General features: G+C 61.8%; 7 protein-coding genes. 2 read left to right on the forward strand and 5 right to left on the reverse strand.

Annotated elements, in window-relative coordinates; all coding sequences use genetic code 11:
• The first annotated feature begins 107 nt into the window (after positions 1 to 107).
• Entirely contained in the window at positions 108 to 2261 is a 2154-nt protein-coding gene (gene glgX / locus ACPZMI_RS09940) for a glycogen debranching protein GlgX (RefSeq protein ID WP_411384186.1), read from the forward strand.
• A 105-nt stretch (positions 2262 to 2366) separates the two neighbouring features.
• Here the strand turns inward: glgX and ACPZMI_RS09945 are convergent, their stop codons facing one another.
• From ACPZMI_RS09945 to ACPZMI_RS09960, 4 genes are all read right to left on the reverse strand, one after another.
• Positions 2367 to 7517 (reverse strand): SpvB/TcaC N-terminal domain-containing protein, encoded by a 5151-nt coding sequence (locus tag ACPZMI_RS09945; protein WP_426352141.1) that lies wholly within the window; start codon positions 7515 to 7517, stop codon positions 2367 to 2369.
• Between the two features lie 216 nt (positions 7518 to 7733).
• On the reverse strand, positions 7734 to 11330 hold the full coding sequence (locus ACPZMI_RS09950; RefSeq protein ID WP_426352142.1) for a hypothetical protein: 3597 nt from the start codon (positions 11328 to 11330) through the stop codon (positions 7734 to 7736).
• The gene (locus ACPZMI_RS09955) at positions 11320 to 15918 is read right to left on the reverse strand and encodes a Tc toxin subunit A-related protein (RefSeq protein WP_426352143.1); all 4599 of its coding nucleotides are present in this window, start codon (positions 15916 to 15918) and stop codon (positions 11320 to 11322) included. Before ACPZMI_RS09955 ends, ACPZMI_RS09950 begins: the two co-directional genes overlap by 11 nt.
• 42 nt (positions 15919 to 15960) lie before the next feature.
• On the reverse strand, positions 15961 to 20574 hold the full coding sequence (locus ACPZMI_RS09960) for an Ig-like domain-containing protein (protein ID WP_426352144.1): 4614 nt from the start codon (positions 20572 to 20574) through the stop codon (positions 15961 to 15963).
• A gap of 486 nt (positions 20575 to 21060) precedes the next feature.
• Here ACPZMI_RS09960 and ACPZMI_RS09965 point away from each other — a divergent pair, with 486 nt between their 5' ends.
• The gene (locus ACPZMI_RS09965) at positions 21061 to 22137 is read left to right on the forward strand and encodes an autotransporter domain-containing protein (protein WP_426352145.1); all 1077 of its coding nucleotides are present in this window, start codon (positions 21061 to 21063) and stop codon (positions 22135 to 22137) included.
• 45 nt (positions 22138 to 22182) lie between these two features.
• On the opposite strand, the gene glgB is transcribed toward ACPZMI_RS09965, so the two are convergent.
• Positions 22183 to 24393 (reverse strand): 1,4-alpha-glucan branching protein GlgB, encoded by a 2211-nt coding sequence (gene glgB, locus ACPZMI_RS09970; protein ID WP_426352146.1) that lies wholly within the window; start codon positions 24391 to 24393, stop codon positions 22183 to 22185.
• Positions 24394 to 24483 lie beyond the last annotated feature (90 nt).

Raw genomic sequence — 24483 nt, forward strand, 5'->3', positions numbered from 1 at the left:
TGCCCGCGAACACGGGCGTAGCCCGTGCCAGGCAGCGCGGTGTCTTTTTCGCGGGCAAGCCCGCTCCCACAGCCGAATTGAATTCACCTGGCCCGACGAGGACTGCCATGAACCCACGCACGCCGAAGAAAACCCGTTCCGTCGCGCCCACCCGGATTCGCGAGGGCCTGCCCTTCCCGCTCGGCGCCACCTGGGACGGACTGGGCGTCAATTTCGCGCTGTTCTCCGCCAACGCCACCAAGGTCGAGCTGTGCATCTTCGACGCGACCGGCGAAAACGAGCTCGAGCGCATCGAGCTGCCCGAATACACCGACGAGATCTACCACGGTTACCTGCCCGACGCGCATCCGGGGCTGGTCTATGGTTATCGCGTGCACGGCCCCTACGAGCCCCAGAACGGTCACCGCTTCAACGCCAACAAACTGCTGATCGACCCCTACGCCAAGCAACTGGTGGGCGAGCTGAAATGGTCCGAGGCGCTGTTCGGCTACACCCTGGGGCACCCCGACGACGACCTGTCGTTCGATGAACGCGACAGCGCCCCCTTCGTGCCCAAGTGCAAGGTCGTCGACCCGGCCTTCACCTGGGGTCGCGACCAGCGGGTGCAGATTCCCTGGGAGCAGACCGTCATCTACGAAGCCCACGCCCGTGGCATCAGCATGCGCCATCCGGCAGTGCCCGAGCATCTGCGCGGCACTTTCGCGGGGCTTGCCAACGACGAGCTGCTGGCCCACATCAAGGACCTGGGCGTTTCCAGCATCGAGCTACTGCCCGTGCACGCCTTCGTCAACGACCAGCACCTGCTGGACAAGGGCCTGAACAACTACTGGGGCTACAACACCCTGGCCTTCTTCGCCCCCCATCCCAAATACCTGGCCAGTGGCAAGATCGCCGAGTTCAAGGAGATGGTCGCGCACGTCCACGAGAAGGGCCTGGAAGTGATCCTCGATGTGGTCTACAACCACACCGCCGAGGGCAACGAGCGTGGCCCGACCCTGTCCATGCGCGGTATCGACAACGCCTCCTACTACCGCCTGATGCCTGACGACAAACGCTTCTACATCAACGATTCGGGCACCGGCAATACCCTCGACCTGAGCCACCCCTGCGTACTGCAACTGGTCACCGACTCACTGCGCTATTGGGCAGGCGAGATGCATGTGGACGGTTTCCGCTTCGACCTGGCGACCATCCTGGGCCGCTATCACGACGGCTACAGCGAACGTCACAGCTTCCTCGTCGCCTGCCGCCAGGACCCGCTGCTGCGCAGCGTCAAGCTGATCGCCGAGCCCTGGGACTGCGGCCCCGGCGGCTACCAGGTGGGCAACTTCGCCCCCGGCTGGGCGGAATGGAATGACCGCTTCCGCGATACGGCTCGCGCCTTCTGGAAAGGTGACGAGGGCCAACTGGCCGATTTTGCCGCGCGCCTGACAGGCTCCGGCGACATGTTCAACAACCGCGGCCGGCGCCCTTACGCCTCGGTCAATTTCATCACCGCCCACGATGGTTTCACCCTGCGCGACCTGGTCTCGTACAACGAGAAGCACAACGAGGACAACGACGAGAACAACCAGGACGGCACCAGCAACAACCTGTCCTGGAACTGCGGCGTCGAAGGCCCCACCGACGACCCGCAGATCAATGCCTTGCGCATGCGCCAGATGCGCAATTTCTTCGCCACGCTGCTGCTGTCCCAAGGCACGCCGATGATCGTCGCGGGTGATGAATTCAGCCGCACCCAGCATGGCAACAACAACGCCTACTGCCAGGACAGCGAGATCGGCTGGGTCAACTGGGACCTGGACGAGGACGGCACGCAACTGCTGGCCTTCGTCAAACGTCTGACCCGGCTCAGGCTGCAGTACCCGGTGCTGCGCCGTACGAGCTTCCTGGTCGGCGACTACAACGAGGCGATCGGAGTCAAGGACGTCACCTGGCTCGCTCCCGACGGCAGCGAGATGAGTGTGGAGCAGTGGGAAGACCCGCACGGGCGCTGCCTGGGCATGCTGATCGACGGCCGCGCGCAAGTCAGCGGCATTGCCCGGCCAGGAGCGGAAGCGACGGTGCTGCTGATCGTCAATGCGCACCATGACGTGGTGCCGTTCAAGCTGCCGAGCGTACCTGAAGGCGAACACTGGAGTTGCCTGGTCGATACCGATCGGCCGCAGTTGCGCAAGGCACAGCACCTGGCGTTCGAGAGCCTGTTCGAGGTACAGGGCCGCTCGGTGCTGTTGCTGGTGTTGCAGCGCGAAGAGGAATGACCAGCCAGCGATACCCGCCCCCGCCCGCGTGACCATTGCTGATGGGCTGCCCGGCAGCCCATCGGCACGTTGCTCGAGCCACATCGATTGCCCGAGGCCGGCGCCTCAATGCAAAGTACTGCGCGCCTTGAGCCGTGCCCGCTCGATGACCTCCTGCCAGGTATCGTTTTCGTCTTCCGATACCTTGAACCAGGGGTATACCTGCACGCGCTGCTCGTAGTTCGCCCACTCGCCTTCGACATCCTCGCCATTGGCGCGCACGATCCTGCATTGGCGGCCCAACGCATCGTAAAAATGCGTGTCGGCATAGATGCCTTCACGCGCACTGTCGTCGCTGACCCAGCGCCAGTCGTCGAGGTAGAACGGCAACCACATTCGAACCGCCTGCCCTTTGTTGTCGAACTCGGTCTTGCCGGTGACCGCCCAGCGCACCTCGGTGTGAGCCGACACCGCGTGCCCATCCTGATCCTGGGCAAGGCCTCCTTCCTCGGTACGCACGAACGCCTCGCCGCCCGGATTGAGGATGGCGACCTGCAACAACTGCGAGCCGCCTGTCAGCGACACCTGCACGCGCACCTGTTGCTCGGGATCGTTGTCATAACGGTCGGGCTGGATCTGGATCACATGGGGTGGCGTGCGCCCGGCCATGAACAGCTCGCCAGACACCTCTATGCCATCCCGACGCAAACGCTGCGCATCCCGCTGCCAGGCCAATGCACCGCAACGGCGGGTGCCCACGACACGACCATCGGCCTGCAGCGCCAAGGGCATCCAGCTGTCGACCACGGTGGTGAATGCCATGGCCACCGGCACCCCTTTGCTCTCGTTGAGGGCCACGGCCTGCTCGACCGTGCGAGGGGGCGTGAAGGCAGCATCGGGGGAGAAGCCGCTCATGACGGCTTCATCGCTGCCTGCCGGGGTTTCAGTACCATAGAAACGGGTATGCATCACCCGCCCCAGAGCATCGAGGCTGCTGGTGTGGGTGTTGTCATTGGCGTCCTTGATCTGCACTGGCTGCATGAAGCGCCAGTCATACACCTCGACAGTGGAGGTCAGACCGGCAGCATCGGTCACTTTGCACACGGCGATGTCATGGGCGCTGTACTGCAGTTGGCTGGGGCCAGTCACCGTGCTTTCCTGGACGGTGTCGGGCATCCAGAAATGCTCGGCGCCACGATACTCCGAAATGCCGTGGTGGCCGCAGTACGCCTCTTCGACTGGCGGCGACCACGGAATCGACGGCGCGCCTGTATCGGAGGGATCGTGCGGCTCGGCCAGTTCTTCGGCATCCTCCGGTCGGCTCATGGCGACATAGCCGCCGCGCTTGAGCAGCTCGGTCAGGGATTCGGCCTGCACCCGGGTCTCCAGCAAGTGCTGGACGTCTACCAACCATGCCTGGAGCTGGACTGGGTGGGATGGATCACCACCGCGCATCGCAAGGTTGGCCAGCACGACTCGCCAGAACACGCTGTCAGCACCGGTCACGGCCAGTCCGTCCGCCACTGCGCCATGCAGGCGCTGCAGATCCGCACTGCCTTGCGCCTGGCCGGCGAACCATGCCACCACCGCTGGCAGGGCCGCATCGGCCACACGGCTCTGCTTGCGCAACGCCGCCTGCAAGCCCTCCGGCAACACCGCAACGTCGGCCTGGTACAGCCGCTCGCGCAAGGCATCCACCGAAATCACGGTCTTGAGCGCTGCGCGCAGAATCCCGAGCGCCTGCTCGTCCTGGGGCGAGCACTGCAGATAAGCCATCAGCAGTGAGTACGAGGTCGCAACCGCCGTCACGTGCGGCAGGCGATCGCGCACCCGGCGCAGCACTGCCGGGTCGGCATTCGGGTTGGCCAGCGCCTGCTCCACCAGATTGCCCAAGGTCTGCTCGAAGGTCGGCCGCAGGACATCCAGTGAAGCCTTGTCGAGCATCGCCGTGCGGGTATAGGCCAGCAGTGCCTGACGCGAAGGGACCGTCGCGGCGCCTGAGCCATCGGCTTGCCGCCAGATCGCCTTCTCGTAGCCGACCAGCGTCGTCCTCTGCGGATCGGCCATCAGCAGTTCATCCACTGCCAGGTTCTCTACACTGAAACCGCCCATGGGCACGTCGCTGGCCGCCAGCTTGATCACATCCCGGCGCGTGCCATCCGCCAGACCGATGACAAAGTCATCGCCACGGACCAGATTGTGCACGCGGGAGCGGGTCAGATTGACCCAACAGTCGTACTGCTGCTCATCGCAACTTGCCTCGATCAAGCCCGCCGGCAAGCTGTCGGGATAGATCTGCCGCTCACCCTCCTCCCTGACCAAGTCCGCCTCGCGCAACTGACGCGGATAGTTGACGACAGCGCTTTGCAGCACGTTGCCATACAAGTCCTGGGCGAGAACAAGCGTCTGGGCGACCACCGGGTCCTGCGGCACCCGTTCGCAACTGAATGCCAGCTGCTGGATTGGCGTCACCAGCGCACTCGGTCGCTGAGGATCGGCACTGGCCAAGGCCCGGATCTGCAGGCGCGAGCGCTCGAGGCTGTAGGGGTTGTCGGCACGCGGATGGCCGTCTTCCCCGTACACCTCACTGCGCATGACCTGGCCACGGACCGCGCGGTACAACCAGGCGCGCAGCGCCCCCGTTACCTCGAGCGCCTCCTCTGCATCGTCACGCCATTGGGTGAAACGCGGTGGAGCCTGAGGGAATCGGGCATCCATGTCGACAAAGGCGTCGTCAGCCACCGCATCGAGCGCCTCCACCCCAGTGTAGAACCAGGTGCAGGTACGCGAGGGCGGCGACAGATGGGCGGCCATCGACCGGACCATGTCATGGGTGTCGGTCTGTATCAGGCGCCTGAACCCGGCAAATTCACGTTCGCGGCCATCCCACACGCCGCCGAGATAGGTAGTCTCGCGACCCATGCACAAACCGGTAATTTCATTGATCGTCGTGATCCGGCTCACGGTATGGACCGGGAACGGCAAGTAGCTGACCGGCGTCTGGCCGCGGGCCAGTTGCTCGGCCTTTTCGTCGAGCCAGGCCTGGGCCGAGCTGCGGTACTGCAACTCGGTGCGGTTGCCGATGTTGTCGACGATGGTCGACAGCAACCACGGCCGGTGGTCGTTGAAGCGGTACAGCCAACTGCGCGGTGTTTTTTCAGGGCCATGGCCCGGCACCGTCACCAGCAAGTCGGCAGTCCCCTGGCCACGGATGTCGGCCACCTGCAGCTGGGCTTCACTGTCCAGCGTCACCCCCTGCGGCATCTCGATCGCAGGCCCCTCGACGAAACGGTTGCCGCACTGGCTGATGAACACACGGATACGGGCGGGTTCCAGGTAAAGGATATCGGTGGTGCCCGCACCGTCGGTATCGGCGAGGAACACCCGCGAGGCGTTGAAATCCTCCACCTTGAAACCCGGGATACTGATGGCCTCGTCGAACCGGCCATAGCCCAGGGACGGCCAGAGCGTCACACTGTCGCCAGTGATGCGCAGCAGGTGCGACTGGCCACTGCCGGCAGGATCGGCGAAGGCGACCAGTTGCCGGTCGGCCCCATCCAGTGATGGCAGCGCTTCGCGCCCCGCGTACTCTGCAGTGACCGCCGCCAGCCAGCCGTCGGCGCCTGCGGAGGGATATAGCCGTACGCTCCGTGGGCCGAGGGCGCGCAGCATGACCACATCGGAGCGGCCATCGCCGGTGAGATCAGTCATCTGCGCAGCCTGATGGCCATACTCGCTGGGCAAGCCCAACAGCGGTTTCCACGCCCCCCAGATACCGTCGGGCGCCAGCGTGAAACTGCCACGCATTCCCGATTCGGTGATCAACCACTCGGGGCGGCCATCGCCATCCAGGTCGGTCAGGCTGCCGGTGCTATCGGCCGGACGCTTGGGCAAGAGCTGCGGCGCCCCCCAGATGATCGCATCCTGCGCCGCGCCTCGGGCCTTGTCCGGGCGCATCGGCGGCCGGTAATGCCAGGCGCCCCGATCCCGGTACAACAGCCCTGGCACGCCTTCACCCTGCAAGTCGGCCATCTGCCATGCAGGGGCCCAGAAGCCGTCGAGCGCTGGCACCGCTTCCCAACCGGGCGTAGCTCTGCCAGGTCGGGTCAGCTCGAACTCCATCGGCGGCAAGCGACAGTCGGATACGCTCGACAGTTGTTGCACCGACACCAGAATGCTGCAGACCGGGCCGCTGTCGTACTGCAGGTGCAGCCGTGCCACCAGCTCTGGCGTGTCGTCGGCCTCGCCGTTCATGCGTGCGGTGCGGTGCCAGAGCAGCACATCGCGGCACAGCCGGCGGATGCGCACGTTGAACCCATAGCGCCAGAACGAATGGCAGTCGTCGCGCACCGGCCAATCCTGCTCCGGCGCAAGCCCAGGCACCCGCTCGGGGTCGGCGCCGCGCTCGCCATAGTCGAATTGGGTGAAGGTGAGAAAATCCGTCTCGTCGAAGCCGTCCTGGGGAATCAGCAGCGCCTGCGAAGGCGTGGCGTTCATGGCAAAGACAGTATCGGCATAGAGGTTGGCGACCTGCGGGTGGGCCTTGAGCTCCTGGTCGCTGCAGCCTTTGTCGTCTTCGGCGCGATAGCGGTACACCAGGTGCTCGCCACGGGCTGAAACGCGCTCCTCCAGGTACCAGCCCGCCACACGTTCAGGGGCTGCGGGATCGTGCAGACGTGCAGAGGCCGACCAGCCGAACAACGAAAGGCTGCCATCGGGCTGCCAGTGCAGCCAGAAACCAGGGTCAGCCGCAGCGCCTTTGACGACCCAATGCTCAAGACGCTGCGATGGCGCGCCGCTGCGCAGGCACCAAGGGGTGACGCTGTAGGTCTCACCACCAGAGGCCTCGGCGAACGGCAAGGCTGTGCGGTCATGGGGTGCACCGGCCTTGAGGATTTCCTCCCCGGACGGGCCGACCATTCGGTCGTTGCCGTCGTATTTAGGGAAACCGAAGCGGGTCATGCAGAAGATCGCCGGCAGGTCGCAATCCCAGCCGGCGCCGAAGGCGCTGTTACCGCCGCCAGAGGAGTAGTACAACGCCAGTTCCGCCGACAGCGCACGACCAGCCGGCGATGGCAGGGGCATTTGCCAACCCGCCGCACCGTCCGGGCCACCCGCCGAGAGCATGCCGCCACCGACCGAGACCGTGCCACCGCCCTTGGGCAGGGCTGGGGGGGTGTAGAAGGGAGCGCCGCCCTCTTCCCTCGCGGACGCGGGGGCCTGACCCGAAGCAGCAGCCTGGTTTTCGTGTGAATACCCATCCAATGAGTCGGGCATGAGCCCCTCCTGTGACCAGTTCCAATCTACTTATGTATGACGCGCAGCATTAAACTGCACAGTCACTTCAGAACTCCCGACCGCCCATAACCCAAAGGCGAGCTGTTTAGCAATGCATACAAAACATCGCGTAACGAGGACAAAAATACGGCATCGAGCGCTCGTCATTTGTCAAAAGACCAAGGGCGGCTTTTGCAAAGCCCCCTCAACGCACCGTTACTTGCTCGTGCCATAGTTTATGGATTTCGGGCACGGAAAGTCGTCTCCTCCAACTGTCAGCAGCGAGAGCGTTTTCGGAAAAGGGCCCAGGTTCCACTGTAGACCTGAGGAACCTTCCAACTTCCTGGCCACTTTGAATCCTGGATCTGGCACGAACCCTGGATATGAAGTGTTACTCCACAACGATAACGAATACGACTTGTCGAATATGGGACTACCTGTAACGGCGTAGGCGGAAAGCGTATAGTCCCCTCCGGATGCCTCGACTATAATTGTTAACTCATCTGTTCTGGACAGCATCGCCGTCGGCACAAGCGTTATCGGTGTATCGAAGCCTTCGACATGAACTTTCAAGTAGAAATAACCGCTGCCCTCTCGGCCTCGCGTGTTCCACTTCAACCCCGCCTCTGAAAGTATGGTTCTTGAGCCGAACGCGGGCACTGCCTCCATGTCGCCCTCCTTCAGCGTCTGCGGAATAAATTCCATCCAGGCCATGGCCTTGATAGCACCCAACAGACTTCCCGACTTGGCCTTCAATGTGAATGACAGATCCTCCCTGCGGAAGATTAACGTGGGGTCAGGCGCAAAATGGGGTGTATAGGTCACCTCTGCTTCATCTGCCAACTTGCTGGATAACAACACACATGTCGGAATTGTCAGAGCGGTTGAAATGCCCGCGACATGAAAAGCCAAGCCGAATTTTCCACTGAGGTCGCCCCCGGTCACCTCCCATTTCAGCCCATCTGCAGACATCTCTCTTGACACACCAAAATCGGGAGAGGCCGATACATCCCCTTCCTTCTCAGTGTCGGCAGAGAGTGTCACCCGTACCCCTTGCTTCAGGTTTGCCAGAGGGCTACCAGGCTTGGGCACGATCATAACGGTCTGGCTCACCAAGCGCCGAAACACCACCAGGTCTGAGATAACGCGACCTCCTACCGTCACATTCACTTCATCTTTCAGGTCTTGCGGCAAAGCAATCCCCGATTCCACCGTCAGGGGTGTTGGAAACGCGTCTGTATGAATGGTCAAGCCGAATGTGCCAGAGACTTTGGCGGACAAAGTCCAGGCCAGTCCTGGAATGGATATCGATCGTTTTTCTTTGTAAGTCGGAAGCGAAATCAGTTGCGCCTGGGGCAAACTGCCTTCGACGTACTCGATCCACGCTTCGCTCAGAAATTCTCGTTCTAGCGGACTGCCCATTTTCGGCACGATAGCCAGCTTGTGCTCTGCGTTGGAGAGAATAGCCAGCGGCTCAACCAGAGGCACCAGATCCAGCAACACGTCGAACTCATCCTCCATACGTAGCGACAGCAGCCAGCAACTGCCCGTGATCAAGGGCGTCGAGAAACCCGGCACTTGGATGGCCAACCCGAACACACCGCTTGCCTGCTTGCCCATCATCTCCCATCGCAACGCCCCCTCCGAGAACCCCTGCTCAACCTCGTAATTCGGGTGGGCCTCCATGTCCTCCGGCACCAGGTCATCGCCCACAAACGTCAACTTGGCCTTCAAACCGCTTTCAGCCAAGGGGCTTCCGGCTTTTGGCTTGACCTCGACGTAGGACGGCACCATGCGCCGGAATATCCAGGTCGATTCGTCCGATCCACGCTCATCGTCATAGACCAGCTCGGCTTCGTCGGTCAGTGCTCGCGACATCAGCAAGCACGTGTCGACGACCATCGGTTCGTCAAAGCCCTGCATGTGCACCTGCACCCCAAAGGTGCCACTCACCTGCGCACCGGTCAGTGTCCAGCTCAACCCGTCTTCCAACATCGCCCGCCGCTCACCGTAATTGGGCGCGGCAACGACACTGGCCGGTTTCAGGCTGCCGTCGGTGAAGGTCAGCCAGGCTTCTGTTTTCATCTTCGCCAGCGGGCTGCCGGGCTTCAGGGTGACCTTCAGCGTCTGCGCATCGTCTCGCCAGAACAGCGCAGGGCTTACCGGCACAGCGTCTGCAAGCGTCAGCTCGATCTCTTCCTCGAGGTTGGGCGATAGGCGCAAGCCTTTGAGTGACAGGGGCAAAGTCAGCGTCGGCGTGACGACTTCGAGCGTGAAATGATCCCGCTCTACACCAGGCATGATGGTCCAACTGACACCAGCAGCAGTCATTTCCTGCGGTTCGCTCGGGCTGAAGGTGATGTCCAGCTGTGGTGTGCCTCCTGGCCAACCCAAGGCCACCTGTTCGCCTATGAAAAAGTTGTCCGCAGACTTGGGCTTCAAGGTCAACGTATGCTCGCCGACGCTGCCCAGCACCAGGTTGACGTCATCGAAATCAGTGATTGGCCTGTCGTCGAACAACACATCGAACTGGGCCGACCACGGTGAGCGGGAGTACACAGGGATAGCATGTAGCTTGTCGCTTTCCGCGCCGAGGCCATCAACGCATCGGGCGCTGAGCTCTGCGGTGTAGAAGTCGACACCATCCTTCGGCTCAGGGGTGAACTCAAGCGTCGACTTGCCCTGCTCATCCGTTGGGACAGTCTTGTAGAGCACATCGTCGATGTACCAATCCACATCCTGACCAACGATCGTTCGCGCTGGCGCGACAAGGTTGCTCAGCGTTGCGGTCAACGTGGTACTGCTATTCCACTCCAGAACCGGCACCACGCCATCCCAGGCCACCTCGCTCACTTCATAGCGAAAATCCCCCAACTGCGCCTGGAGCTCATGCTTTTCGGCCCGCCAGTAACTACCCAGGCCCAGCGGTAGCGCGCCGGACATCACCTCCTGGGCGGCACTGGCACCCAAGCTCCAGGTACTGGTCCCGGCATCCGGTTGCGGATAACGACTCTCCTCGTCACTGTCGTCGATATTCAGCAACGGATTCGTTGTCAGCCCGTATGTCGTGGGCGGGGTATCGGCATTCCCCGGCCACAGCACGCTCAGCTTTTGCCCCTGCCAGGCATCGCTGACCTGCAGGCTGTACGTGGCGCCATGGCACAGTTTGAAAGGCGGCTGGGGTTGCGGAGCAAGCGATGGCTGATCAGGCTCAGGCGACAGCAAAACCTTCCCTTCGAAGGGGGCCAGGTGCACTTCGGAAATGATGTTACGCAGGCTCAGTTCATCCTGCCTCCCACCCGTGGGGGTTTCGAACGCCACGCGTATTGTCGAGATCCCCTGGGGTATGTCGATGAGCCTGGGCGTCAACGTATGCCAGGTAGGTTCAGCTTCGGGCTTGGGGTTTTGCTCGTCAGCCTGCCCGGTGGTCTCCGGGTTCTTGAGCGCTTGCTCATGGATAACCTGGCCTTGCGCCCCCCCCGAGAGTGCGTAGACCTTGAGCCAGCAATTTTCGGTAAAGTACAGAACGTTGTACTGGCAGCCCAAGGCATAGCCCTGTGCAACCCCCTCGAGCAACGTGAAGTCCTGGTAGAGCCTACCCTCTCGGAAAAGTGAAAGGTACGTGCCGTCTCTGGCATCGTTTTCACGCAGCATGAAGCTGTCTTCGCCTTCGTAAATCCATAGCCCTTCGGAGCCAGCGCTTTGCGTTGGTTTCTGGATGAAGGGATCCTGAAGAAAATCATGCCCTTTGGTAAGGTCTTGCGCACGCGTCGAAATCGGCTGGATACCCTGTGCCTCATGACTATTGCTCATGACTGTCTCCTGGTTGGACATGCCCTCGCCGGACCACACCAGCAAAACGTCCGGCCGCTTCTTCGGGCAACAACGCCTCGACTTGCTCCTCGAACAGTGCACCGCCATACAGCGCGAGGTAGCGCACCTCCATGACGATATCGCTCAGCCCTTGGAGCAGTTCGGTTTGCCGGGCAGCTCGCGGAAACTTCAGGTTCCAGTCGGAGACGGCGCCGGTGCCTTCGAACGGCAAGTAACGGTCATCGCTCTCGGGGGCCGTGACCAACCCGATATCCTGCGTAGCCGAAGACAGGCAGACCTGTTGGCTGGGCCGCAAACTTCGCATGACGTAGCGCCCATCACCCTCACCCTGGTCAAGTTGCGGCGACAGGTACTTCACCCCTTCGATATCGGCTTTGGTCAACAATCGGCTCTGCGTCTGGGTCAGGGTGGCGCGGATGTCCTGGTAAGGCCCCAGCAACGCAGGTAGCGACAACGCCACACTGTGCAGGCGCCGCAGGTAATGCCCGGGGTAATCCTGGTTGAACAGCGTTTCACTCAGGCTGAAATCCAGTTCGCCGTTCTCGACCAGCGTCTCGAGCAGCGCCGGCCAGTCGCCAAGTGCAGCCCCTTTCTTGTCAAATACCTGGCCCTGTTCGATCAGTGCACGCAGCGACACGGTCTTGCGCAGCTCCAGATGACGCTCGTTGCGCAACAAGGCTTCGGCTTCCAGGCGATGCAGGTCCAGGCGCAGTTCGCCTGCGGCATTGAGGCCATGCCGATCTGCTTGCCAGACCGAGGCACGCACGATGCGTTTGTCATAGTTGCCCGTCTCGTACTGCCAGCAAGCTTCGGCACTGTTGCACAAGCCCACCGCGACATCGAACAACGTCGCATGCCAGGCGGTCACCTGCGACCTCAGCCAGCGATACAGCGATACGTTGGTCGATTTGCTCTGGTAGAAGGCGTACATCTGCTGGGCCTGGTCCAGCACCTTGCGGCTGTGATCGAGCGAGTTCCTGGCGGCCTGGGTTGCGCAGGCCTGGGCCTTGACCTGCTCGGCGATGACATCGATATCCTTGCTGGCCAAGGTGGCCTGCAACTGCCATTCCTGTCGGCGACGCTTGTAGGTCGACGTCTCGCGCATGATGTCACCGGAGATCTGCAATGCACTCCCCGCCAGGAACAGCAACTGAGCACCGCTCATGATGGGGGCGGTCGTATCCCCCCTGTCCTGCGCCATTCCGAAGATCCTGGGCGCCATCTGTGTCGCGTAGTAGGCGCTCAATGCGCTGGAACCCCCGCTATTGATAGCCCCACCTGCGTGATGGGCAACCATTGCCGAGATTTCCAGAACAGACATGTCTTGGCTGACCAGCTCGGTATAGAGCGCGTATCGAGTCTGGGCGGCGAGCGCTTGCTTGGACAATACCCCTTCCTGCTGCTCCTGCTGCTCGAGCAACTGCTCCTGGATGGCAATGGTGTATCCGGCGATCTCGGCGGCGTGCTGGTATTGCAACGCTTCAAGCCCAGTGCGCTCCTCCTGCTCCATGAGGCCACGCAGTTGCTCGGAGAACTGGGTCAGGGTCGCCACCACCTCATGAGCCTTGGCGATCAGGGTACGGAAACGATACGGCGGCACCACCGTGCGCTGGCCCATCAGGTGCGACAGGTTGGTACCGCCCCCCATGCGTGCCATCAGCAAGTCGAACGGGTTCGCAGCCGGTGCATACAGTGGCAGCACCATGGGTCGTCCGTCGAGGGTCAGGAAGTGCCGCAGGTTGTAGAAGCGCTCCGCCAGCAATTGCCAGAGGTCCAGCAACTGCCGATTGACCGGCAAGCGGAAGGCCGGATGTGCCGCCACTCCAGCCCAGAAGAAGGTCGACAGCTGCTTGGGCAAGTTGGCTGGGACAATGTCCTGGCCACTATCCGCCAACAGCATGTCGGTCGGCTCGACAGCCAGTACCTCGCTGACCGTTTTCGGTTGCCAGGTATTGATTGCCCGCGCATCCGGCACCTCTCCCATGAGGTCCGCGGCCATGCGGTACAACAGCCAGGCGTGGGCCAGGCCGTCGCGGGTCTGGTAGCGATAGTGCTGGTCGGCTTCGCCGATCAGCATGTTCACGTACTGCACGAACACGGCCTTGCGATAATGCGACGGCGCGCGCAGCGCGATGACATGCGGCTCGATCAGCTCGTGGTCGAGCCCTGCCGCCTGAGTGTCATCCTGAAGCAACCAAGCGCAGTTCCAGTAGTCAGGGCCGGGGATCGCCCTGGGCGGCTGCTTCTGGTAGGGGTTGAAGATCAACCCCAGCCAGCGCCGGGCATCGGCGAAGCGTTCCTCTTCCTGCAGACGCGATGCGATCAGATGGGGGACATGGAAGAACAACTCACGCAGGTAGCTGCCATAGGCATCGAACATGTGCAGCAACGGGTCCGCCGCACTTGGCTGCCACCCCTGATACACCGCGCCGGCCAGCTGCTTGCGGTATGCCGGCTCCTGCCGGTGCTGCGCATCCCAGGCGAACACGGCCTGGGGCGAGGCCTCGGCGCGATTGATCAAATCGGAAACATGCTGGGAGTTCAGCCGCACGGTCAAGGGCGCGCTGGCGCCACCGATGGCATTGAACACGAGGAAGTCGGTACCGTCGGACTGTTGGTGAATATATGGAATCGTTGTATCGGCCAGACTCGAGGTGGCGCCCCAGGTCACCGTGAAGGTGGCGGGCGCTTCACCAGCGGCGGTAACTTCGAAGATTGCCGAGCCCGTTAGAGGAATGTCCTCCAGACGGCTCCAGGTGCTGACGGCATGCTTATTGAGAACCCAGGGCCCCGACCAGCATGTTGTCGATTTATCGCCTTGCCGATGTAGGAGTTCCACTTTCGGCAAACGGATACTTTCAACAGTCCCATTGACTCGGTTTCGCGTGCTCTGCAGCGGCAGGCCCGGCGCTTCATCGATAATGACCGTGAAACCCATGCCTTCACGGATGTACTCCTTGGAGAGTGGACGCGAAAGTTCCGGTAACGCGAAATTTGTCATACCCGAAAACATGTTGGGGTACCACGTTCCACTAAAATCGGACCGTTTCAATACCGCCAGGGTCTTACCATCATGCTGGATTGTGATGGACTCAAAGTTCGGGGCACCATGGGTGACGGCGATAAAATTAAGTTGCGTTTCGCCTCGTGATTCAATGGCGTATAGTCGGAAATCCACGTAAAGACCGTAGTAATCCCAACCAATTTCGTCAAACAACAGGGCCAATGTCTGAAAACGCATGCGCAACTCGCTGGAGCGTGCACGTACTCGCAGTGAAGGCGCCGTCGGGCCCTGCTCGAGTACAGCATCGAGTGCAATATGAGGGTTGCCACTCGGCTTGATGCTTTTCACCGCAGCATCGACCGCTGCAATACGCTGCGAAAAGGCCAAGCGGCTCGCGCTACCTGTGAATCGTCGAGAAAGGGCTGCGCTGTTGATAGGATCGATAGCGGGTGCGGTCCCACGTTTCAAGACATCCCGTTGAAGGCTGAATCTCTCCTCCCAGGCGTCATTGTCCGACGTATCGTGAACAGCAACGAACAGTTGATCGTCATCCCCGTTCACGCGCCCAAGCGCAACCGCCATCACCCTGAAATTCTTCACTTTAGAGGGTATCTGCGACGAGTCGTCAGAATCGGTAACCTCGACGTCGTGCTGCCACAGTCGCTCCGGCGTAGTCCACTGGTTATCGAGCCCAAGGTGAATGATGTCCAAGGTCAGCGCATACGAACGCTTGTTGCTTTCTTCACCATTCGCACCGAGGACCTTTGTCGGTGCAGTGAAGTACCACCAGATCACGTGCAACCGACCACCGAACAACACCGGACACATCTGCAACATTGTCGTGCCCGGCGGAATGCTCACCGGTTTCCATTCCGACCACGCATCGGGCTGGATATAAGTGGAGGCCTGGTCCAGACGTACCTGGACCTTGCGCCAGTAATAGGCGCAGGGCGAGGCATTGTCCTTGCCCAGCAAGTAGTAATCGGCGTTGGCGTAGGCATACCCTGGGAACTGGTCGGCATCACGGTGCCCGTCGTGGTAGTCGATGTAACCGGCCTGGACCCGGATGTTGTTCAGAAACTCATAACCCTTCAGATAGTTCAGCAGCGCCTTCTGAACACCCGCATCATCGATTCGTCCCTGCGCCAGGTCGTTCTCGAGGGTCTTGAACAGCTCCGTCTTGTCCAGACGCAGTTCGGCACGGATATAGTTTTCCGGGTAGTCCTCCATCATCTGGTAGGCCGCCCATAACGAGTAGGTCGACATGGCCTGCTGCCAGAAAAGAGTCAACTCGGGGGCGAAATCCTTGCCGTAGCCCTGTTCGATATTGTTGAGGATCGCGTTGACGTAGGTCTGGACACAGGCGATTGCCTCGGCCAACGCGGACGTGGTGACCTTGGCGCTGACCTGGGTGTCGGTCATCAGGTAACGGTCCAGGTGATCGGCCGTCATCATGCTCAGGCTACCGGCCTGCAGCTTGTCCGGTAGTACGTGGTGAATGGCATAGGCACTCAGCGCGTCGCGCCATTGTTCCGCGAGTTGTTGGCTCAATTCAGTCTTCATATGGGCCTCGCTGCAAAAGCTCGAAAGTCGATGGGGCCACAGTCATTTCTGTGCTCCCTTGATCACGACATCAGTCAGGTTCGACGGATAAGTGGCGTCATAGGAGAATCCGAACTTCAGCCCTACATCCGTCTTCAGGCCCACGGGTCGACTGGTGATGGTCCAGGTCACGCCATCTTCGCCCAGTGCGTTGTCGGCACCCGGCGCGGGCGAGATCACCAAGCCCAACGAAGCTGCCGAGTTGCGGCCACTGACGTGAAGAGACATCGGCTGGCCGATCAGCGAATGGCCGGCAGCCACGCGATAGGTCAAGGTGTGCGGCGTTTCCCCTTCGGAAGGCGGCGTAATGACGATCGCCCCCTCCAACGGTTTGCCGTCGAATTCGATCGTCAACCCGAGGGGCTCGAGGAAGGTCACCGGCTCGAACGGCTGGGACTGCGCCTTGCCCCAGCTCGCGGATACCGTACGCTGGCCAGCCGTGGTGCTTTTGAGATCGAAGCGGGCAATACCATCACTGCCTGTCAAGCTGACAGCGGGCTCGGCCACACGCGTGCCGCCTTCACTGACGCTCCAGGTGATGGGGTAGCGCGCCACGGGGATGCCATCGGAAGTGGCGATATGGATGTCATACTCCACCGTGCTGATGCCATCGGCCAACGGCCAGCTCCCCATCTTCCTGTACTGCCGCATCACCGCATCGGGAAGCACGTCGAACGCAAGATCCTTGCTGTGATAGGCCTCTGCGGTTTCATCGGCAGTACTGAGGGTCACGGTCACCTTCACCCGCCCAGCCGTACCGACCTGCAGTACGGCTCGACCCAGCCCGGCTCCATCACTGGTTTTGTCGGCGCTGACCAGTTCGCCCCCTTCAAGCAACCAGGACATCGCCTGGCCAGCGACCGGCTCGCCATCAAGCCCCAGAACCCTGGCCTGAACCGTGATCGGCTCATCCACGACCAACGCAGATTGCAGTACGAGCGAACTGATGTAGGGTCTGTCGGCAAAGCCAATCTGAACCACAGTGACGTCATCGGGCTTGCCTGCGTACCACGCGCGGACCTCGCCCGAGCCTGCCTCCCGGCTTCTTAGCGCAATCCGGCTGTAGCCGGTGTGGTCAGTCAAGGTTTCACCGATGTTGTCCACAAAGTAGCCGATGGTGGTGGACCAGTTGACCAGACGATCCACCCCATCATTGTCATAACGGTCGACGAGCAGGGCAGCCAAGCGATAAATGCCTTGTCCGCCTGCGAGCTCCAGAGGCGCCCTGGCACCTGGTTGTCCCTCGATCCTGATCAATCGCACCGTCTCTTCGTCACAGTCGATCACCACCGGCGGCGCGAATGCCTTGCCATCGAGCAGGTAGCTGGCCTGCACATGGGCACTGCCCAACTGCGTACCGGCCTGCAGTCGCACCTTGGCCACCCCCTCTTCATCGGTGTAGCTGGAATGGGACTGCAAAACCCCCAGATCGGTGGACCAGGTGACGCGAATACCTGAAACCGGCTCGTTCTGCATATCGAGCAGTTTCAAGGTCACCGTGGTTTCCTGATCAGGCGCCCTGGCGATCAGACGTGTTTCACTCACGGTGCAGCGCGTGGCCAGGCTCTGACGCAGCTCTGCCTCGTCCCGGCGTTGCGCGCTGTCACTGTCGAGGCTGCTGAGCATCTCTTGGGCGGCATCGCGGTAGTCCTGTGTGTCTGAATAGGCAGTCAGCTTGCTGAGTTTCATCAGTGATTCAGCGCTCAGCCCCGTGGTCTCGCTGAGCAGCTTGGTGTCGACCACGATGCGCAACTGGGTCAGATCGCGAATGATGCCATCGGGCGAAACCCGGGCCGCCACGTCCAGCACCTCACGGATCCCCCAACCCAACCAGGCCGAGATACGCTGGGCAGCCGCATCCCTGATCAGACGCTGTTCATTTGCGGTCAGGTCATGCAATCCCTCGATTGCCGAGAAATAGCCCAGCAGTTGTGCTTCCGTTTGCTTGGCCAGACGCAGGCCACGGGCGTAGCGATCGAGATGGTAGAGCGTGTGCAAGGACAAGTCGAAGGCGTCGATACCGAACCGTGCGCGGTGCGCGCGCATCAACAAGCTGGAGAACAACGTGGGCGTCAACTCGAAACGCGTCGCGATTTGTGCACAGCGCTGCATCCGCTGCACCAGCCCCAGCATGGCCTTCATGGCATCGGACTGGGATTGCTGCGGGTCGAAGGCCACCGCGCTCTCCAGCAGTTGGTGCACTGTGCCCTCGGCCCAGTAGACCATCGGGATCGCCATGTCTGCATTGACCTTCAGAAGCTGTGAAAGACCCTGTTGAACGACGCCCCACTGCTGCGAACGAATGCGCAGGACCACGCCGAGAATAATGCCGGTCAGGCGCTCCTTTTCAGCGCTGTCCATATCGGGCAACTGGCTTTCGCCGGCGCTGGCCAACTGATCGACCGCCGCCTTGATTTCCCGCTCGGCAAATTGCTCGTACTGTTCCGGGTCGAAGTCCTGTTCGGGGTCGCCAGTGTCCGCCAGCAAGCCCTGCTCATCGACGACCTGTACCAAGGCTTTCAACCACTCACCTGCAGGTAGGGCCAGAACACCGGCATCCAGCAGGGCCTGCTCGAAGGCCTGGAAAGGTAGCAGCTGAGTCTTGAGTTCGCCGAACAGTGCAGAGATTTCCTGGGGCACCACATCGGGCGTCTCGACCGGCAGCAACTGCTGCACCAGCCAGCTGATCGGCAGGTCCTGCTCCTGACACCAGAGCACGCAGTGGCTGATGGCATGGATGACGCTGAGGGTGTCGGTCTGGGCAAAACTGCGGTACATGGCATTTTGCGGTGCCCCCGCCAGTTGCAAGGCATAAAGCCCCTCGGGGCTCAGGGTTTCCAACAGTGCCAGCAGCTCGATGGTGGTAACCGAAAGCAGACGGGCCAGCATCGCCACACGGTAGAAGGCACTGACCACGCGCACAGAGCGCTGCAGCTTGTCGCCCCCTTGCCCCTGCATCAACACACGCGACAGGTAACGGAACGTCTCCAGGTTGATGCCCAGCCCGCGGCATAACTGGTCAACGGTACGTTTGCTCACGACATCGTCGCCCGAGAGGCTGAAGTCGCTACCGTCGAGCACCAGACGCGACGTGGGATCGCTGTTGAAGACCCGGTCGAAATGGCTCGCAGTCGCGCCAATGCCGTGAACAGCCATATCCGAGAGCAGCACGGAAAAGTCTTCAGCGCTACAGGCGAAGCGCTCTCGCAAGAACTGGAACAAACCCAAGGCCCGATGGGTATTGACCGTCATCCATAACGGCGAGTCATCGGACTTGATGCGCCTGACTTCGGCGACAGCGCGCTTTTCCGCATCAATTGCCGCACACACCACCTGGTCGGCCTGGGCATAGGTCAGATTCAAAGCGCTGGCCACGCGCACCAGACGTTGGACCCGGTCAAACCGCATTTCGGACAAGTTTTCGAAGGTGTGCAGCTGTGGGTCCTGCGCATCGCTGACAACCCCAACCGGCGCTGCCTCGCCGCTGTTGATGAAGCGTGCGACGAACAGGGCCGGCGAAACCTGCTCGGCCAACACATTGCTGGTCACGTTGTCCGAACGCGTGGGTGCATAGGCCGCCAGGCCGAACAGCGACTCCATCTCATCCTGACTGATCTGCACCGCCTGACAGAAGGTCACCACCTTTTGCAGGTACATGGCATTCGGCACTCCGAAGTTGTCCTCGAAGAACGCCTGATGCCGCTCCCCGGGCTCATCGGACTGTGTCTTCAGCCCACGACTCTGCGCCGCTGTGCCGAAGTAGGGTGGCTCGATCAGCAGGGCACGCAGCAGCGGGCCCAGCGTGGCTTCCTGCTGCAGCGCGGCATCGGACCAGGGTGAATGCGCACCGGGCTGGATGAAGTAAGGGTTGTCGATGTCCGACAGGCGTGCCACATCACCCATCAGCAGCGAGTTGTGCGACAGCACGGTACGGATCTGCGCCCAATACGCTTCATAGGGAAACTGCTTGATGGGATAGCGAACCTTGAGCAGCTTGTCTTCTGTGGCCGTGCGCTCACTGTCCGCTTGCTGGCGATGTTCTTCGATCAACTGTTCCAGGACATGGATGATCACCTCGACCTGCGGCAGTTCACGGTTCATGAACGCCTCATCGATCAGGCGCTCGAACAGATCAGGGCGCCGGGTTTTTAGCGTCAGGATCAGATCCGCATCGCCCTGGGCCTCGACGTGATCCTGGATGAACGTCAGTAGATCGATGAGGTAGGCCACTGGCGAGGTGGTGGCATCCACCGCCTGCGGATGTGCGTTGTTGCCCCAACTGGGCAAGAACTGATTTTCGAAGGTCGGGCCTCTGGATAAGTCCAGAGGGCCCTTTAGCTCATCTGAGGGGCGGCGCGCCCCGGCAATCAGGCGCTTTTCCCGGAAAGTACGCATCATCGCCGCTGCCGCAGCATTCAGACGCCCCTTCAGTCGCTGGGCTTCGTCGCTGTGCAAGCTCGGATAATGCGCCATCAGCGCATCGGTCGTCTTGCACTGCAGGCCAATGATCGAGTCTTGCTCCAGGGTCGCTGGGGTGAGTTTGACTTTGATTCCCGGCTCGGTGTCCAGCAGTCTGTCGAGTAGGCCAACTTGTTTGCGGCTCTGGCGTTTGGCCATGGTTTCCCCCTGGCGATCCTTGGCGTGAGCGAGCGAAGCGGGCCTGCGTTGCGCTGGCCCTTTCGTGGGTGTCACTGGATGCTAGGTACAAATACGCCCGAGCGAAACTGACAGAATTAGCAGGTAGCCAGTCGATCAAAGGGCCGCTAATACAGCCAAACCTGGCTAGCAATGTTTTGGCATAACCAAACCCAGACAAAGAACCCACATTACTAACCGAAGGGCAATCACACGCTTATTCAACGCGTTACCCGTCACAACACAATTTTCTGATCGCACCAACCTTTTCTTGACGCAAGGCGCCAGCTCTCCTTAGCTGAACATATCGCCCACTGCGAAAACTTCGCGCCGAGCTCTCTGGCCCGCGTCTTTACGCGCGCCAGCAAACTCCGCGTGCTGGTTTGTGTCGCCCCCTGTTTCGTGTCGTACAGCTCGTGACACCAGGCCAGGCCTTGGCTGTTACCCACAAGAAACAGGAGATCCGCCATGAAACGAGCATCGAATCCTGTGCGCTTCGACCGGCTGTTCTGTGCGGTTTCCACGTCGCTGCTTCTGGCAACCCCGGTGGAAACGTTCGCGCTCGACCTTGACGAAGAGACCCCTTTCGCCAGCCCGTTGCAGCCACCGGCGATACCCCTGCTGTCGCTCAATCCTGTGAGCGCCAGTGGCCTGGGGATGGGCACCCTGCAGGCGTTCTCCGAACGCATGAGTGCGCGTCACGGGGATGTGCCGATGGGCATGGTCGCCAGCCAATGGGCACAGTTCTTCCCCGGCGCCCCGCACCCGACCTCCGTGCCGCCAGCCCGGCTTGAGGCGCCCAGCCAGCAGTTGACGATCGGCCCGGACCTCTTCGTACGTGAGACCGCCGGCGGTAACGTGCACCGCGCCGGGGTGTTCGTCGGCCACAACAACCTGCAGAGCAGCTTCAACGGCATGCGCTCCCTGCTCGGTGACAAGCAGCGCAACGCGGTCAACCTCAGCGGCGAAAGCCTGGGCGTTTACTGGAGCATGACCCACGACCAGGGCTGGCATGTGGATGCAGTGGCCATGGGCACGCGCATCGATGTCAACGGTCGCAGCCAGAGCGGCCAGCGCCTGGATGACAGCGGCCATGCCATGACCTTCTCGGTCGAGGGTGGCTTCCCCATCGGCCTGGGCAACCACTGGGTGATCGAGCCGCAGGCGCAGTTGATCAACCAGCAGTTCTTCCCCGCCGGCCAGGCCCAGGCCGAGACCCTGCAGGCGTTCGACAGCCAGCCGAGCTGGAGTGGCCGGGTGGGCGCGAAACTGTCGGGGCGCTACGAAGTGCGGGGCATGCCGATCGAACCCTATGTGCGGACCAACGTCTGGTACGACTTCAACAACAGCGATGCGGTAAAGCTGGATCAGGTCGACAAGATCTCCAGCTCGCGCAGTGCAGCGACCGTGGAACTGGGCCTGGGTTTGGTGGCGCGGGTCACGCCGACGGTGGCGCTGTTCGTCAGCGCCGACTACAGCAGTGATGTGGATGACAACGATCTGAATGGGCTGATCGGAAGCCTTGGGGTACGGATGCGCTGGTGATCAGCGCATGCGGCGCATCCCCCTGCAGGAGGATGCGCCGTGACATCAGGCAGGTTTCATGACTAGAACGCCCAACGGCGGCAGGTTCAAGGCCAGCGACAGCGGCTGCCCATGACTTGCCACCGCTTCACCGGCCACCGCCCCGAGGTTGCCGACGTTGCTCCCGGCATACAGCTCGGCATCGCTGTTGAGCAGCTCGACCCAACGCTCGCCGAACGGCACGCCGATACGGTAACCCTCACGCGGCACCGGGGTGAAGTTGGCCACCACCAGCAGCGGCTCGCCGGCGCTGCTCCAGCGTAGCCAGGCATACACGCTGTTGACGGCATCGTCGCCGATCAGCCACTGGAACCCTTGGGGCTGGCAATCCTGCTCGTGCAGTGCCGGCAGCTCGCGGTATAGCCGGTTCAGGTCACCCACCAGCTTCTGCACGCCCTGGTGCTCGGAATACTGCAACAGGTACCAATCCAGTTGATGGTCGTGATTCCACTCGCGCCACTGGCCGAACTCGCAGCCCATGAACAACAGCTTCTTGCCCGGGTGCATCCACATGAACGTCAGGTAGGCACGCAGGTTGGCGAATTTCTGCCAACGATCGCCGGGCATCTTGTCGATCAGCGAGCGCTTGCCGTGCACCACTTCATCGTGGGAGATGGGCAGGATGAAATGCTCGGAGTAGGCGTAGATCAGGCCAAAGCTCATTTCGTTGTGGTGATGGGCACGGTGTACCGGATCGTTCTGGATGTAGTGCAAGGTGTCGTGCATCCAGCCCATGTTCCACTTGTAGGCGAAGCCCAGGCCACCCTGCTGCGTGGGTTGGCTGACGCCCGGCCAGGCCGTGGATTCCTCGGCGATGATCAGCGCACCGGGCGCCTCGTGCATTGCGATGTCGTTGAGCTGACGAATGAAGTCGATCGCCTCGAGGTTCTCACGCCCGCCATGGCGGTTGGGCACCCACTCGCCGGCCTTGCGCGAATAGTCGCGGTACAGCATGGAGGCCACGGCATCGACACGCAGGCCGTCGATATGGAAATGCTTGAGCCAGTGCAGCGCCGAGGCGAGCATGAAGCCTCGCACTTCGTTGCGGCCAAGGTTGTAGATCAGCGTGTTCCAGTCCTGGTGAAAGCCTTCGAGTGGGTTGTCGTACTCGTACAGCGCGGTGCCGTCGAAGCGTGCCAGGCCGTGTTCGTCGGTGGGGAAATGCGCCGGCACCCAGTCGAGAATCACGCCGATGCCGCCCTGGTGGCAGGCATCGATGAAGGCAGCAAAATCCTCCGCACTGCCGTAGCGGGAGGTTGGCGCGAACAGCGAAAGCGGCTGATAGCCCCAGGAGCCGCCGAAGGGATGCTCCATGATCGGCAGCAGTTCGATATGGGTGAAACCCAGCTCTTGCACATAGGGCACCAGGCGTTCGGCCAGCTCGCGCCAGTTGTGGAAGCGTGCGACCTCACCGGCTTCGTCCAGCTCGCAGCGCCAGGAGCCGGCGTGCAGTTCGTAGACCGATAGCGGCGCACTGTAGGCATGGCGCTGGGCCCGCTGCTCCATCCACTGCTGGTCGCGCCAGTCGTGGCTGAGTGCCCCTGCGACCTTCGAGGCGGTGCTCGGCGGCAGTTCGGTGGCGCGGGCCAGGGGGTCGGCCTTCAGCGGCAGCACACCGTCCGCCCCCAGCACTTCGAACTTGTAGGTTTCGCCCACGGCCAGGCGCGGGATGAACAGCTCCCACACCCCGGCATCGTGGCGCAGACGCATGGGGTGGCGACGGCCGTCCCAGTTGTTGAAGTCGCCCACCACCGAGACACGCCGGGCGTTGGGCGCCCAGACCGAGAAGCACACGCCGTCGACGCCGTCGACCTGGATCGGCTGGGCACCGAAGCGCCCTGACAGGTCGCGATGATTGCCCTCGGCGAACAGGTACAGATCCATGTCGCCAAGCTGCGGGCCGAAGCTGTAGGGATCCTCGGTGATCTGCTCGCCACCGGCCCAGCCGATCTGCAGCAGGTAGGGCTGGCGCTCGTCCAGGTATGCGCTGAACAGGCCCGGCAGGCTGCCCTGCTCCATCTCGGCGAGAATGCGCCCGTCGTGACGCGCCAACACCCGGGCGTTCAAGGCGCCTGGCAGGAAGGCGCGGATGACTTCGTCGCCCGCCCCGTCGACGTGCGGGCCGAGCACCGCGAACGGATCTTCGTGCGCGGCGCTGGCCAGGGCGTCGAGATCGCGTTGGCGAAGACCGCCGTTGCTACGCATTGATGCATTCATCTCACTGCCCCTTTCCATGTATTTGTCAAAGTAACGCAGTGCCTGGCACGGGCTGCGCCCATGATCGCGGGACGAGCCCGCTCCCACAGG

The organism is Pseudomonas wayambapalatensis (assembly GCF_049942315.1).
In the GTDB taxonomy this organism is placed as follows: Bacteria; Pseudomonadota; Gammaproteobacteria; order Pseudomonadales; family Pseudomonadaceae; genus Aquipseudomonas; species Aquipseudomonas wayambapalatensis.

What these genes read in the sequence shown, in the direction of transcription:
- glgX (WP_411384186.1), top strand. Translation starts at nt 108, where the DNA reads ATGAACCCACGCACGCCGAAGAAAACCCGTTCCGTCGCGCCCACCCGG.
- ACPZMI_RS09945 (WP_426352141.1), bottom strand. Translation starts at nt 7,517, where the DNA reads ATGCCCGACTCATTGGATGGGTATTCACACGAAAACCAGGCTGCTGCT.
- ACPZMI_RS09950 (WP_426352142.1), bottom strand. Translation starts at nt 11,330, where the DNA reads ATGAGCAATAGTCATGAGGCACAGGGTATCCAGCCGATTTCGACGCGT.
- ACPZMI_RS09955 (WP_426352143.1), bottom strand. Translation starts at nt 15,918, where the DNA reads ATGAAGACTGAATTGAGCCAACAACTCGCGGAACAATGGCGCGACGCG.
- ACPZMI_RS09960 (WP_426352144.1), bottom strand. Translation starts at nt 20,574, where the DNA reads ATGGCCAAACGCCAGAGCCGCAAACAAGTTGGCCTACTCGACAGACTG.
- ACPZMI_RS09965 (WP_426352145.1), top strand. Translation starts at nt 21,061, where the DNA reads ATGAAACGAGCATCGAATCCTGTGCGCTTCGACCGGCTGTTCTGTGCG.
- glgB (WP_426352146.1), bottom strand. Translation starts at nt 24,393, where the DNA reads ATGAATGCATCAATGCGTAGCAACGGCGGTCTTCGCCAACGCGATCTC.